Raw genomic sequence first — 13,312 nt, forward strand, 5'->3', positions numbered from 1 at the left:
GAGGTTTGATCCACAGCCAAGTGATGTTGTCCACAGGCAGGAGAGGCGAAGCTGTGGACAACTGGTCTCCGATTCAGGGATGTTGGCCCGGATCCGCGGCACCCAGCGGCGGCTTCGCCCGTGCGAGCCGGCGCCGCGCCCGGGGGGTGAAGCGGGACATCGCGCGGAGGAGACGGGCCTCCGGCGTCACCGGTACCACCGCCTCGTCGCGCACGACCGCGCGCAGGATCGCGTCGGCCACCTTCTCCGGCGGGTAGCCGCGCAGTCCGTACAGGCGGGCCGCGCGCCGCCGCCGGCGCTTCTCCTCCTCCGCGTCGACGCCCGCGAAGCGCGCCGTGGACGTGATGGCGGTGTCGACGAAGCCGGGACAGACCGCCGTGACACCGATCCCCTGCCCGGCCAGCTCCGCGCGCAGGCACTCGCTCAGCATCAGCACCGCCGCCTTGGAGGTGCTGTAGGCGGGCAGGGCCTTCGAGGGCTGGTACGCCGCCGCGGACGCGGTGTTGACGATGTGGCCGCCCTGTCCCCGCTCGGCCATCCGCTTCCCGAACAGCCGGCAGCCGTGGATCACTCCCCAGAGATTGACGTCGAGGACCTTCCTCCAGTCCTCGGCGGTGTGGTCGAAGAACGAGCCGGACAGGCCGATGCCCGCGTTGTTCACCAGGACGTCCACCACGCCGTGCTCGGTGTCGACCTTCTCGGCCAGCTTCTCCATGGCCCGCCCGTCGGAGACGTCCACCGCCTCGGCCCAGGCGGCCGACGCCCCGAGCTGCCGGGACTGCTCGGCGGTGCGGGCCGCGGCCTCGGAGTTCCGGTCGACGGCCACCACTCGCGCGCCGGCCCTGGCGAAGGCGTACGCCGTGGCCCGTCCGATGCCGCTGCCCGCGCCGGTGACCAGCACGAGCTGCCCGGCGAAGCGGTCGGCGTACCTCCCGGTGGCGGCCGGCTGCGGCTGCCCGTCCTCGGTGGCCGTGACGAACTGGGTGATCCAGGCCGCCAGCTGGTCGGGCCGGGTGCGCGGGATCCAGTGCCCGGCGGGGAGCGTGCGGCGCACCAGGCCGGGGGCCCACTGCTCCAGGTCGTCGTACAGGCTCTCCGAGAGGAAGGCGTCGTCGAGGGGAGTGATGAGCTGCACCGGCGCGTGCGCGTGGGCGTCCGCCCGTGGTCTGCGCAGCCGGGCCCGCACGTTGTCCCGGTACAGCCAGGCGCCGTGCGCCGCGTCCCGAGGCAGCGACGAGGTCGGGTAGTCGTCGCCGGGGACCTTCTCGACGCGCCTCAGAATGCCCGGCCAGCGCTTGCCGAGCGGGCCGCGCCAGGCCAGCTCGGGCAGCTTGGGCGTGTGCAGCAGGTACACGTACCAGGACTTGGCGCCCTGGCCGAGGAGCTGGCCCACCCGGCGCGGGGTGGGGCGCCTGACGCGCCTGGCGATCCAGTGACCGAAGTGGTCGAGGGACGGCCCGGACACCGACGTGAAGGAGGCGATCCGGCCCTCGGTGCGCCGGACGCTGACGAACTCCCAGGACTGCACCGAGCCCCAGTCGTGCCCCACCAGGTGCACCGGCTTGCCGGGGCTCACCGCGTCCGCGACCGCCAGGAAGTCGTCGGTCAGCTTGTCGAGGGTGAAGCCCCCGCGCAGGGGCCGCGGCGCGGTGGAGCGGCCGTGGCCTCGGACGTCGTAGAGCACGATGTGGAAGCCGGCGAGGCGCTCGGCGACCTCCGACCAGACCTCCTTGCTGTCCGGGTAGCCGTGCACCAGGACGACCGTGGGCCGCTGTGCGTCGCCCAGTTCGGCCACGCACAACTCGACCCCGCCCGTGCGCACCCGGCGCTCCCGCGCGCCCTTCAGCGTCGTCACTTCTCCTCCGCTCTCCTCCACCGAGGTCGGACACGGCTGCCGAACGTGCCTGTGCTGTGATGCCGGCGACTGTGGCAGTTGTTAGATCAGTCGTCAACAGTGCGATCCGGATGCCGGAACTCCGCAGGCCGCCCGGCCCCAGGGGTCCGACCCCTAAGGTCCCCGTAATACTCGAGGCGGACTCCAAGACGGCTCTGGGGTCTGACGACCGGCGTGGTCCGGATCACTACTGTCGAAGACGTGACTGTGATCGCGACCGAAAGCCTGAGCAAGCGGTTCCCACGGGTGACCGCGCTTGACCGGCTCTCCGTGGACGTCGGACCGGGTGTGACCGGACTCGTCGGCGCCAACGGAGCCGGCAAGTCCACACTCATCAAGATCCTGCTGGGTCTGTCCCCCGCCACCGAGGGCAGCGCCGAGGTGCTCGGCCTCGACGTCGCCACCGAGGGCGCCGCCATCCGTGAGCGCGTCGGCTACATGCCGGAGCACGACTGCCTGCCGCCCGACGTCTCGGCCACCGAGTTCGTCGTCCACATGGCGCGCATGTCCGGCCTGCCCCCGACCGCCGCCCGCGAGCGCACCGCGGACACCCTGCGCCACGTCGGCCTGTACGAGGAGCGCTACCGTCCCATCGGCGGCTACTCCACCGGGATGAAGCAGCGCGTGAAGCTCGCCCAGGCCCTGGTGCACGATCCGCAGCTGGTCTTCCTCGACGAGCCGACCAACGGCCTCGACCCGGTCGGCCGCGACGACATGCTCGGCCTGATCCGCCGCATCCACACCGACTTCGGCATCTCCGTCCTGGTCACCTCCCACCTGCTGGGCGAACTGGAGCGCACCTGCGACCACGTCGTCGTCATCGACGGCGGCAAGCTCCTGCGCTCCAGCTCCACCACCGACTTCACCCAGACCACGACCACCCTCGCCATCGAGGTCACCGACAGCGACGAGCACCCGGACGGCACCCGCGCGGTGCGCGACGCGCTCCACGCGCGCGGTGTGGAGACCCAGGACGGCACCGGCCTGCCGGGCGCGGGACACGTCCTGCTGCTCACCGCCCAGGGCGAGGAGACGTACGACCTGGTGCGGGACGTGATCGCGGACCTCGGCCTCGGCCTGGTGCGCATGGAGCAGCGGCGGCACCACATCTCGGAGGTCTTCCGGGACAGCGACGAACAGCGCGAGACACAGGGGAAGGAGGCGGTCGGCCATGGCGGTTGAACCCACCGCGGCAGCGCCCAAGGGTGACCAGACCCGCATCCACAACATCGGCTACCGCAGCTACGACGGCCCCCGCCTCGGCCGCGCCTACGCCCGCCGTTCGCTGTACTCGCAGTCCCTGCGCGGCGCCTACGGCCTCGGCCGCTCGGTGAAGTCCAAGGTGCTGCCGATGCTGCTGTTCGTGGTGATGTGCGTGCCCGCGGCCATCATCGTCGCCGTCGCGGTCGCCACCAAGGCCAAGGGCCTGCCCATCGAGTACACGCGCTACGCCATCATCATGCAGGGCGTCATCAGCCTGTACATCGCCTCGCAGGCACCCCAGTCCGTCTCGCGCGACCTGCGCTTCAAGACCGTGCCGCTGTACTTCTCACGGCCCATCGAGACCGCCGACTACGTGCGCGCCAAGTACGCGGCGCTGGCCTCCGCGCTGTTCATCCTCACCGCCGCTCCGCTGCTCGTGCTCTACGTGGGCGCGCTGCTGGCCAAGATGGACTTCGCCGACCAGACCAAGGGATTCGCCCAGGGAGTCGTCTCCGTGGCACTGCTCTCACTGCTCTTCGCCGGCATCGGCCTCGTCATCGCCGCCGTCACCCCGCGCCGCGGCTTCGGCATCGCCGCCGTGATCGCCGTACTGGTCATCTCCTACGGCGCCGTCTCCACCCTCCAGGCCATCGCGGAGGCCCGGAACAACTCCGGCGCCATCCCCTGGATCGGCCTGTTCTCACCGGTCACCCTTGTCGACGGCGTGCAGACCGCCTTCCTGGGCGCGACCTCCTCGGCACCCGGCGCCGCCGGCCCGGGCAGCGGACAGGGCGTCGTCTACGTCCTCGTCGTCCTGGGCCTCATCGCCGCCGCATACGGCCTCCTGCTGCGCCGCTACAAGAAGGTGGGACTGTGACGACCCTCAGCATCGACCACGTCTCCCGCTGGTTCGGCAACGTGGTCGCCGTCAACGACATCACCATGACGATCGGCCCCGGCGTCACCGGCCTGCTCGGCCCCAACGGCGCCGGGAAGTCCACGCTGATCAACATGATGGCCGGCTTCCTCGCCCCCTCCACCGGCACGGTCACCCTCGACGGGCAGCCGGTGTGGCGCAACGAGAAGATCTACCGGCACATCGGCATCGTTCCCGAGCGGGAGGCGATGTACGACTTCCTCACCGGCCGCGAGTTCGTCGTCGCCAACGCCGAACTGCACGGCCTGGGCACCAAGGCCGCCCAGAAGGCGCTCGCCACCGTCGAGATGGAGTACGCGCAGGACCGGAAGATCTCCACCTACTCCAAGGGCATGCGCCAGCGCGTCAAGATGGCCTCCGCGCTGGTCCACGACCCCTCGCTGCTCCTGCTCGACGAGCCGTTCAACGGCATGGACCCGCGCCAGCGCATGCAGCTGATGGACCTGCTGCGGCGCATGGGCGACGAGGGCCGCACCGTGTTGTTCTCCTCCCACATCCTGGAGGAGGTCGAACAGCTCGCCTGGCACATCGAGGTCGTCGTCGCCGGACGGCACGCCGCCAGCGGCGACTTCCGCAGGATCCGCCGCCTGATGACCGACCGGCCGCACCGCTACCTGGTGCGCTCCAGCGACGACCGTGCCCTGGCGGCCGCGCTGATCGCCGACCCGTCGACGTCGGGCATCGAGGTCGACCTCGCCGAGGGCGCGCTGCGCATCCAGGCCGTCGACTTCGGCCGGTTCACGACCCTGCTGCCTCGGGTGGCCCGGGACCACGGCATCCGGCTGCACACGGTCTCGCCCTCCGACGAGTCCCTCGAGTCCGTCTTCTCGTACCTGGTCGCGGCGTAGGAGGCCCAAGATGTACGACCCCACAGTCGCCCGGCTCACCTACCGGGCCCTGCTCGGCCGCCGTCGAGCCCTCATTCTCGGCGCGCTGCCGCTGCTGCTCATCGTGATCGCCGCGGCCGTCCGCGCCCTCGCCGGAGCCGACGACCAGACCGCGGTGAACGTCCTGGGCGGGTTCGCGCTCGCCACCATGGTGCCGATCATCGGCGTCATCGCCGGCACCGGAGCGATCGGGCCGGAGATCGACGACGGCTCGGTGGTGTACCTGCTGTCCAAGCCGCTCAAGCGGTCGACGATCATCTTCACCAAGCTGATCGTGGCGATCGCGGTGACCATGGTCTTCTCCGCGGTGCCGACCCTGGTCGCCGGGCTGATCCTCAACGGCAACGGGCAGCAGATCGCCATCGCCTACACCGTGGCCGCACTGGTCGCCTCCATCGCCTACGCGGCCCTCTTCCTCCTGCTGGGCACGGTCTCCCGGCACGCGGTGGTCTTCGGGCTCGTCTACGCGTTGGTCTGGGAGGCGCTGTTCGGCTCCCTGGTGCCCGGGGCGCGCACGCTGAGCATCCAGCAGTGGGCGCTGGCCGTGGCGCACAAGGTCGCCGGCGGGGACATGGTCACCTCCGACGTCGGGCTGCCGACGGCGACGGTGCTGCTGGTGGTGGTGACCGTCCTGGCCACCTGGTACGCCGGGCAGAAACTGCGGTCGCTGAACCTCGCCGGCGAGGAGTGAGGCATCCGATCGAGGCCGGGCGGTCCTGCCCGGCCTTGACGGAGGCTTCACCTTCACCCGGGCACACTGGGCAAAGCGGACGAAGCGGCAGGAGGGCGTGATGGCGGGCGAAGTGCCGGAGAGCGAAGGCCGGGGGACGACCGGGGACACGTGGGACGACGTCGTCCTGGACGCCGACTTCATACGCGCCGCCGGGACCGCCGAGCCGTCCGGCCGGGCACGGATGCTCGCCGCGCGCTGGCGCCGCGAGGAGCCCGAGCCCCAGCCGTGGCGCTCCGACGAACCGCCCGCCGGATGGTTCTTCAGCAAGGTCCGCCGGCGTCGGTGGCGGCGGCGGTGAAGGGGCCTGGGGCGGTCGGTAATTCGGTGGCACCGGAGCCGTCGTAGCGGCACAGTGGTGGTGTTCACCGCGCCGGACCGAATCGGCGCCACGTTCTGGGAGAGGAGCTGGGCGATGTCGATGCACGGCAGTACGCCGAGCTCCCGACAGGGCAGCCCGCGGCGGGCTCCGGAGTAACTACCGGCTCCGTCGAGTCCGCCTCGCACGGGGAGCTGCCCGGGGCGGCCGCTTCGAGCACGCGAATCCCTTCGCGTGGGCCGCCCACCCGGAGGATTGGCCGAGTGGCAAGGCACCGGCTTGGTTCAAGCCGCGGTCGGGGTCGCCCCCGCGCACGTTCGATCCGTGCATCCTCCGCTGAGACCGAGGGCTCAGCCCACCAGCTTCTCCAGCAGCACCGCGATGCCGTCCTCGTCGTTCGAGGCCGTCACCTCGTCGGCGACCGCCTTCAGTTCCTCGTGGGCGTTGGCCATCGCCACGCCGCGGGAGCCCAGGAGAACATCGGGACGTCGTTGGGCATGTCGCCGAAGGCGATGGTGTCCGCCGCCTTCAGGCCCAGCCGTCGCGCGGCCAGAGAGAGCCCCGTCGCCTTCGACAGGCCCAGCGGCAGCAGCTCGACGATGCCCTCGCCGGCCATGGTCACCGAGACGAAACCGCCGGCGGTCCGGCGGGCCACGTCGGCCAGTTCGTCGTCCGTGAGGTCCGGGTGCTGGACGTAGATCTTGTTGAGGGGCGCGCTCCACAGGTCCGCGACGTCCGTGAACGGTGTCGCCGGAAGCGGGCCCGTGACCGCGTAGCCGGGACCGACCAGCACCTCGCCGTCCAGGCCGTCGCGGCTGGCCGCCAGGTACAGCGGACCGACCTCCGCCTCGATCTTGGCCAGGGCCACGGCCGCCAGTTGCCGGTCCAGGGTCACCGAGGTCAGCAGGCGGTGCTCCCCGGCGTCGTACACCTGGGCGCCCTGGCCGCAGACCGCGAGGCCCCGGTAGCCGAGGTCGTCGAGGACGTTCCGGGTCCAGGGCACCGCGCGGCCGGTGACGACGAGGTGCGCGGCACCCGCCGCGGTGGCCGCGGCGAGCGCCTCACGGGTGCGCTGGGAGACCGACCCGTCGGAGCGCAGGAGCGTCCCGTCGAGGTCGGTCGCGATCAGCGTGTAGGGGAACGGCCCGGCGGTGGGTCTCACTTGGCCACCGGTTCCAGGACCTCCCGGCCGCCGAGGTAGGGACGCAGCACTTCCGGCACCCGCACGGAGCCGTCGGCCTGCTGGTGGTTCTCCAGGATCGCGACGATGGTGCGCGGGACGGCGCACAGCGTGCCGTTGAGCGTTGCCAGGGGGCGGACCGCCTTGCCGTCACGGAAGCGGATCTGGAGCCGGCGGGACTGGAACTCGGTGCAGTCCGAGGTCGAGGTCAGCTCGCGGTACTTGTCCTGGGTCGGGACCCACGCCTCGCAGTCGAACTTGCGCGAGGCCGAGGCGCCCAGATCGCCCGAGGCGACGTCGATCACGCGGAACGGCAGCTCCAGCGAGGTCAGCCACTGCTTCTCCCACTCCAGCAGCCGGCGGTGCTCCTCCTGCGACTCCTCGGGGGTGACGTAGGAGAACATCTCGACCTTGTCGAACTGGTGGACGCGGAAGATGCCCTTGGTGTCCTTGCCGTGCGAGCCGGCCTCGCGGCGGAAGCATGGCGAGAACCCGGCGTACCGCAGCGGCAGGCGGTCGGCGTCGATGATCTCGTCCATGTGGTACGCCGCCAGCGGCACCTCGGAGGTGCCGACCAGGTACAGGTCGTCCTTGTCGAGGTGGTAGACGTCCTGGGCGGCCTGGCCGAGGAAGCCCGTGCCCGCCATCGACTGGGGGCGGACCAGCGCGGGGGTCAGCATCGGCGTGAAGCCGGCCGCGGTGGCCTGGGCGATCGCCGCGTTCACCAGCGCCAGCTCCAGCAGGGCGCCGACACCGGTGAGGAAGTAGAAGCGCGAGCCGGAGACCTTCGCGCCCCGCTCCACGTCGATCGCGCCGAGGAGCTGGCCGAGCTCCAGGTGGTCCTTGGGCTCGAAGCCCTCGGCGGCGAAGTCGCGGATCGTGCCGTGCGTCTCCAGCGTGACGAAGTCCTCCTCGCCGCCGACGGGCACGTCGGGGTGGATGAGGTTGCCGAGCCGGAGGAGGAGCTCCTGGGTCTCGGCGTCGGCCGCGTCGCGCTCGGCGTCGGCGGTCTTGACGTCGGCTGCGAGCCCGCTCGCACGCTTCAGCAGCTCGGCCTTCTCGTCACCGGAGGCCTTGGGGATGAGCTTGCCCAGAGCCTTCTGCTCGGCGCGCAGCTCGTCGAAGCGGACGCCGGACGACCTGCGTCGCTCGTCGGCAGACAGGAGGGCGTCGACGAGCGCGACGTCCTCTCCACGGGCACGCTGCGAGGCGCGCACACGGTCGGGGTCCTCACGGAGCAGACGAAGGTCAATCACGCGGTCAAGGCTACCGGTGCGACGTTCCACCCCACGACCCAGTATTCCAAACCATGCCTTACGTACCGCTACGGGCGAATTGCTTCCGGTGTCAATGAGGGAGACCCCGCCTCCCTGGAACGAGGCAGGTGGCGGGTGCCGGGTTGACCTGATTCCCTTGTGCGGAAGGGGACTTGAGGTCGGTTGTCCACAGGGATCCACACCTTCCGGCGAGTTATCCACAGGCTGTGTGGAAGATCTGTGGATTTCGGAATTGATCACTCCGGAAGCGTTGTGCGGAGGGAGGAATTCCTGTCTTGAGGTGCCCGGACGCCCACTTTCGGCGGAAAGGGGTCGCCCCAAAAGATGAACCAAAGGAGACGAGTGGACGAAGGGTGACCTGTGGGGCCTCGACCGACCTTGGGGCCCGAAGGGCGATTTGTCGACCGAGTCCCCCTTGGGTGTCGACTTGTCCCCAGGCCGAGAGGGGAGGGTGTGGATAACTTCTGTGGACAACCAACATCCGCGGGCAGCACCGGCCGGAAGCGGCACAACCGGCTAGAAACGGCCGTCCTGGCAGCGTGCCACCCAGTCCGCCGCCGCCACGAACTCCTGGTCCGAGGTCCCGGTCAGCGGAGGCCGTACGTCAGCCGTGTCGCCGTCCGCCCGCGGGTACGAGCCCAGGAAGCGCACCTGGAGGCAGATCCGCTTGAGGCCCATCAGGGCCTCCGCCATCCGGCGGTCGTTGATGTGGCCCTCGGCGTCGACGCAGAAGCAGTAGTTGCCGATGCCGGCGCCCGTCGGGCGGGACTGCAGCAGCATCAGGTTGATACCGCGGGTGCTGAACTCGCCCAGCAGGTCGCGCAGCCCGCCGGGATGGTCGTCGCGCTGCCACAGCACCACGGACGTCTTGTCCGTGCCGCTCGGCGCGGCGGGCCGAGCGGGCCGACCGACCAGCACGAACCGGGTCTGCGCGTTCTCCGCGTCGTGGATGTCCGTCTCCAGGGGCACGAGCCCGTACCGCGCGGCCGCGAACTCACCGGCGAACGCGGCGTCGTAGCGGCCCTCCTGGACCAGGCGGGCGCCGTCCGCGTTCGAGGCGGCCGACTCCCAGACGGCGTCCGGAAGGTTCGCCGAGAGCCAGTTGCGCACCTGCGGCTGGGCGGCCGGGTGGGCGGTGACCGTCTTGATGTCCGACAGCGTCGTACCGGGCCTGACCAGCAGCGCGAAGGTGATCGACAGCAGCACCTCGCGGTAGATCATCAGCGGCTGGCCCGCGACCAGTTCGTCGAGCGTGGTGGTGATGCCGCCCTCGACGGAGTTCTCGATCGGCACGAAGGCGGCCTCGGCCGCGCCGGCCCGGACGGCGTCCAGCGCCGACTGCACGGACACGTACGGAACCAGTTCCCGCGTGGCCGTCTCGGGAAGGGTGCGCAGGGCGACTTCGGTGAAGGTGCCCTCGGGGCCGAGATACGCATAGCTCGCTGGCATGACCTCACCCTAATGGCCTCGGCCGGACCCGGCTCGCGTGTCTCACGGAAGCCCCTCCCCCGGGTGAACCGGGTGTGACGGGTGTGATCGCGCCGGCTCCCGCCGTGCTCACCCCTCCAGCAGTCGCTGCCCCACGTACTCGCCCTTCGCCGCCCCGCCCGGGACCGCGAACAGACCGCTCGCCTCGTGCCGGATGTACGCCGACAGCGCGTCGCCGCGGTCCAGCTTGCGCTGCACCGGGACGAAGCCGCGCAGCGGGTCCGCCTGCCAGCAGATGAACAGCAGGCCCGCGTCCGGGGCGCCGTCGGCGTCGAAGCCGTCGTGGTAGGAGAAGGGGCGCCGGAGCATGGCCGCGCCCCCGTTCTGGTCGGGCCGGGTGATCCGGGCGTGGGCGTTGACCGGGACGACGTAGGTGCCGTCCTTGCCGGTCTTCTCCAGGTCCATCGCGGTCGACTCGGTGGAGCCGCCGAGCGGCGCCCCGTCGGACTTGCGGCGCCCGATGACGTTCTCCTGCTGGGGGAGCGACAGCTTCTCCCAGTCGTCCAGGAGCATCCGGATGCGGCGTACGACGACGTAGGAGCCTTTCGCCATCCAGGCCGGATCGCCGTTCGCGGGCACGAAGAGGCGCTGGTCGAAGTCCGGGTCGTCCGGCTTCGGGTTGCGGGTGCCGTCGATCTGCCCCATCAGGTTGCGGGCCGTCATGGGCCGCGCGGTGGCTCCGGGGGAGCGGTTGAAGCCGTTCATCTGCCAGCGGACGCGGGCGGCGCCGCCCGCGTCCTTCTGGAGGGCGCGCAGGGCGTGGAAGGCGACCAGCGCGTCGTTCGCGCCGATCTGCACCCAGAGATCACCGTTGCTGCGGGCCTTGTCGAGCCGGTCGGAGGAGAAGTCGGGCAGCGGGTCGAGAGCGCCGGGCCGCTGCCGGCGCAGATCCGTCCGGTCGAAGAAGGAGTGGCCGAAGCCGAAGGTGACCGTCAACGCCGAGGGGCCCGCGTCCCGTGCCACGTCGGTGTCGTCGTGCGCGGTGGGCTCACCCGCCATCAGCCGCTCGGCCGACGCCGACCAGCGGCGCAGCAGCGCGGCGGCCTCCTTGCGGCCCGCTCCGGGCGCGAGGTCGAAGGCGACGAGATGGCCGCGGGCCTGGAGGGCGTCGGTGATGCCGGGCTGATGTTTCCCGTGAAACATCGCCCGGTCGGCGCCGAGCGAGGTGAGAGGGGTGGCACCGGCGGGCGCCGCCGTGTAGCCGAGGCCCGCGCCGGCCGCGCCGAGGACGAGCCCGGTGGCACCGGCCGTGCCGAGCAGCCGCCGGCGCGACACGCCCGCTCCTGCGGCGGTGCCGGCCCGCGCGGACGCGGTCGCCGCGGGCGAGGGGGCCGGGGAGGTGGCCTCCGAGGTGGACTGGTCGGTCATGGTGCGGTTCAGCCGATCTGCGCGTTCTTGGTGACGGTCACCTGGTCGATGTCGGAGGTCCGCACGGTCACGGCGACCTGCCAGTCGCCCGCCATGGGGATCTGCACTCCGCTCGCCACCCAGTGTCCGGTGGTGACGTACTCGGGGTTCACCGGGAGCGGTCCGAGGTCCTTCGCGGCCAGCGTGAAGGCGATCTTGAGCTCGGTGATGTCGCGGAGGCGCCCGTTCGGCCCGAGGGCAAAGATGTGCAACTCGTTGCCGCCCACGCGCGCGGGGTCGATGTCGATCCGTACGACGCCCTTGCCGTCCTTGCCGCCGGTGTCGAACGGCATGTCGAGGGTGACCGCGCCCACCCCGGAGGACGAGGAAGAGGACGCGGGGGACGACGTGGCGGTCCTGGCCTCCGTCTCCGTGCGCCCCGGTTCGGTCTGCGTCAGCACGGTGGTGACGGCGAGCAGCACGACGGCGACACCCGCTTCCATCAGCACGGACCGGCGCAGCCCGAAGCGGTGGGGGTCGGCGTCCCGCAGCCGTTTCCGCCGTGCGGTGTCCACGGCGGCCTGCTGCCGCGCGAGCTGGGCGGCCCGCCGGGCGGCCTCCCCCGTCGCCGCCTTCCCGCCCGGCTTGGCCTTGTCGTCGTCGGCCTTCCCGGTTTCGCTCTTCACGGCCCCAGCCCCGGTCTTCCCGGCCCCGGCCTTCCCGGTTCCGGCCTTCGCGTCCGGGCCGGGATTCCTGCCCGCGGTCGCCGCGACCTTCGCGCGTGCCTTGGCCGGGGCCTTCACGGCGGCCGTCTGCGCCAGTCGGCCCGTCCAGCGGCGGGAGGTCCAGGCGACGCCGACCATCAGCGCCACCAGACCGACCTTGACGAGGAGCAGCTGTCCGTAGCGGGTGTCGGTGAGCGCCGACCAGGAGCCGACCTGGCGCCAGGACTGATAGGTGCCGGTCGCGACCAGCGCGAGGACGGAACCGAAGGCGACCTGGGAGAAGCGGTGGACGGCCGCGGTCTCGACCGGGGTCTCGGCGGGCGCCCGGTACAGCGCGACCAGGAGGGCGACGAGACCGCCGAGCCAGGCGGCCACGGCGAGCAGGTGGACGACGTCGACCGGCATCGCGATGCCCGGCTGGAGCCCGGTCGAGGCGTGCTCGGACATGGCCCAGCTGGCCGCGAGCCCGATGGCGACCACGGTGCCGCCGATCGCGAGCCCGAAGGTCAGATCGCGCTTCTCGTCGTCCGTGCGCTTCTGGTACTCCCCGAAGAGCACCGCGACGAACAGCGCCGCCGCGGCGAGCAGCAGCAGCCGGGAGACGAGGGCCGCCCCGGTCCTGGTCTGGAGCACCTGCCCGAGGAGTGTCAGGTCGAAGACGTCCCCGATCTTTCCGGAGGTGGTGTAGGAGCCGCGCAGGAGCAGCAGCGCGAGCGTGGCCGCGGTGAGCGCGACCCAGCCGGAGACGATGAGCCGCTGCACCGCCCGCACTCCCGAGCCGCGCTGCCAGCAGGCCAGTACGAAGGCGGCACCGCCGGCCAGGACGACGAAGCCGGCGTACGACACGTACCGTCCGAGCCCGTAGAGCCCGCCGACGATCCCGCCGCCCGCCGTCTGGTCGCCGACCGCGGCGGTCGTCTTGGAGGGGGCGCCGATGGAGAAGGTGTAGGCACCGCCGACGGGGTGGCTGTCGGCCGAGACCACCTGGTAGGCGACGGTGTAGGTGCCGTCCGGCAGCCCGCTGCGCAGTCGCACGGCGTACGTCGTCCCGCTGACCGCGGTGGGCTTCCCGGTGTCGACGCGGTTGCCCTTGGGGTCCAGGACGCGCAGCGAGCTGTCGCTCAGGGCGACCGGCTCGGAGAAGGTCAGCGACACCTGGGCGGGCGCCTTGTCGACCACCGCCCCCTGCTGCGGATCGCTGCCGGTCAGCGCGGCGTGCGCGGAGGCCGGGGCGGCTCCGGCGAGGAGCACGCCGGCGACGGCCATGAACAGCAGCATCAGGGCCCGGAAGCGTGGGGCGATGGTCTGCGACAAGGTGGTCCCTC

Annotated in this window: 10 protein-coding genes, 1 tRNA gene and 1 pseudogene; 6 read left to right on the forward strand and 6 right to left on the reverse strand. The window is 71.5% G+C overall.

The window, feature by feature from the left end; genetic code table 11:
• Window positions 1–73 precede the first annotated feature (73 nt).
• On the reverse strand, window positions 74–1,855 hold the full coding sequence (locus ABZ818_RS29560) for an SDR family oxidoreductase (RefSeq protein WP_361421108.1): 1,782 nt from the start codon (window positions 1,853–1,855) through the stop codon (window positions 74–76).
• A gap of 246 nt (window positions 1,856–2,101) precedes the next feature.
• Between ABZ818_RS29560 and ABZ818_RS29565 the strand changes: the two genes are divergently transcribed.
• The 6 genes from ABZ818_RS29565 to ABZ818_RS29590 all read left to right on the forward strand — a co-directional run bounded on the left by ABZ818_RS29565 (window position 2,102) and on the right by ABZ818_RS29590 (window position 6,306).
• On the forward strand, window positions 2,102–3,076 hold the full coding sequence (locus ABZ818_RS29565) for an ABC transporter ATP-binding protein (RefSeq protein WP_361421178.1): 975 nt from the start codon (window positions 2,102–2,104) through the stop codon (window positions 3,074–3,076).
• Window positions 3,066–3,974 carry an ABC transporter permease gene (locus ABZ818_RS29570; protein ID WP_361421111.1) on the forward strand — a complete coding sequence of 303 codons (909 nt, stop codon included), beginning with the start codon at window positions 3,066–3,068 and terminating at the stop codon, window positions 3,972–3,974. The genes ABZ818_RS29565 and ABZ818_RS29570 overlap by 11 nt, the downstream gene beginning before the upstream one ends.
• Window positions 3,971–4,882 carry an ABC transporter ATP-binding protein gene (locus tag ABZ818_RS29575; protein WP_361421114.1) on the forward strand — a complete coding sequence of 304 codons (912 nt, stop codon included), beginning with the start codon at window positions 3,971–3,973 and terminating at the stop codon, window positions 4,880–4,882. Before ABZ818_RS29570 ends, ABZ818_RS29575 begins: the two co-directional genes overlap by 4 nt.
• A 10-nt stretch (window positions 4,883–4,892) precedes the next feature.
• Window positions 4,893–5,612, forward strand: coding sequence for an ABC transporter permease (locus ABZ818_RS29580; protein ID WP_361421117.1), 720 nt, complete (start codon window positions 4,893–4,895; stop codon window positions 5,610–5,612).
• Window positions 5,613–5,712: 100 nt separating this feature from the next.
• Window positions 5,713–5,952 carry a hypothetical protein gene (locus tag ABZ818_RS29585; RefSeq protein ID WP_361421121.1) on the forward strand — a complete coding sequence of 80 codons (240 nt, stop codon included), beginning with the start codon at window positions 5,713–5,715 and terminating at the stop codon, window positions 5,950–5,952.
• A 267-nt stretch (window positions 5,953–6,219) separates the two neighbouring features.
• Window positions 6,220–6,306 (forward strand) — tRNA-OTHER (locus tag ABZ818_RS29590).
• A gap of 14 nt (window positions 6,307–6,320) precedes the next feature.
• Here the strand turns inward: ABZ818_RS29590 and ABZ818_RS29595 are convergent.
• The 5 genes and pseudogenes from ABZ818_RS29595 to ABZ818_RS29615 all read right to left on the reverse strand — a co-directional run bounded on the left by ABZ818_RS29595 (window position 6,321) and on the right by ABZ818_RS29615 (window position 13,301).
• Window positions 6,321–7,132 (reverse strand): annotated as a pseudogene (locus ABZ818_RS29595) (Cof-type HAD-IIB family hydrolase).
• Window positions 7,129–8,406 carry a serine--tRNA ligase gene (gene serS, locus ABZ818_RS29600; protein ID WP_141359911.1) on the reverse strand — a complete coding sequence of 426 codons (1,278 nt, stop codon included), beginning with the start codon at window positions 8,404–8,406 and terminating at the stop codon, window positions 7,129–7,131. The pseudogene ABZ818_RS29595 and the gene serS overlap by 4 nt, the downstream one beginning before the upstream one ends.
• A gap of 537 nt (window positions 8,407–8,943) precedes the next feature.
• Window positions 8,944–9,876: a prephenate dehydratase gene (gene pheA, locus ABZ818_RS29605; RefSeq protein ID WP_361421124.1), complete on the reverse strand. Its 933-nt coding sequence runs from the start codon at window positions 9,874–9,876 to the stop codon at window positions 8,944–8,946.
• 108 nt (window positions 9,877–9,984) lie between these two features.
• Window positions 9,985–11,283 (reverse strand): iron uptake transporter deferrochelatase/peroxidase subunit, encoded by a 1,299-nt coding sequence (efeB, locus tag ABZ818_RS29610; protein ID WP_361421127.1) that lies wholly within the window; start codon window positions 11,281–11,283, stop codon window positions 9,985–9,987.
• An 8-nt stretch (window positions 11,284–11,291) separates the two neighbouring features.
• Window positions 11,292–13,301: a copper resistance protein CopC gene (locus ABZ818_RS29615; RefSeq protein WP_361421130.1), complete on the reverse strand. Its 2,010-nt coding sequence runs from the start codon at window positions 13,299–13,301 to the stop codon at window positions 11,292–11,294.
• Between the last annotated feature and the right edge of the window lie 11 nt (window positions 13,302–13,312).

It is taken from the genome of Streptomyces sp. NPDC047453 (assembly GCF_040643155.1).
GTDB lineage: Bacteria > Actinomycetota > Actinomycetes > Streptomycetales > Streptomycetaceae > Streptomyces.